General features: G+C 64.9%; 1 protein-coding gene. It reads left to right on the top strand.

What is annotated here, in order from left to right; translation table 11 throughout:
* Positions 1–570 (top strand): thiolase family protein (locus tag AC0L2O_RS36330; protein WP_473373141.1); only part of this gene is annotated, 570 nt, incomplete at both ends.

Genomic DNA, 570 nt, shown 5'->3' with positions numbered 1-570 from the left:
TATCTTCATGGCGATGATCGACACCGCCGACATCGTCGCCGAGCGCTACAAGCTCAGCCGCGAATATCAGGACGAGTTCTCGCTGGAATCGCAGCGCCGCATGGCATCGGCGCAGCAGGCCGGCAAGTTCAAGGACGAGATCGTCCCGATGAAGACCAGGATGAAGGTGGTCGACAAGCAGACCAAGGCCGAGAGCATCGTCGACTACGTCGTCGATCGGGACGAGTGCAACCGGCCGGAGACCACGCTGGAGGGCCTCGCCAAGCTCGAGCCGGTGAAAGGCCCCGGCAAGTTCGTCACCGCCGGCAATGCCAGCCAGCTCTCCGACGGCGCGGCCGCGGTGGTGCTGATGGAAGCCAAGGACGCCGAGAAGCGCGGCCTCAAGCCGCTCGGCCGTTTCGTCGCTTGGGCGACCGCGGGTTGCGAGCCCGACGAGATGGGCATCGGCCCGGTGTTCGCGATTCCGAAGCTGCTCAAGCGCACCGGCCTCAAGATCGACGACATCGATCTGTGGGAGCTCAACGAGGCCTTCGCCAGCCAGTGCCTGTATTGCCGCGACCAGCTCGGCAT

Source organism: Bradyrhizobium sp. Kon10 (genome assembly GCF_055807395.1).
Note: the sequence above shows the minus strand (reverse complement) of the source record. Positions and strands in the feature narration are given on the sequence as shown.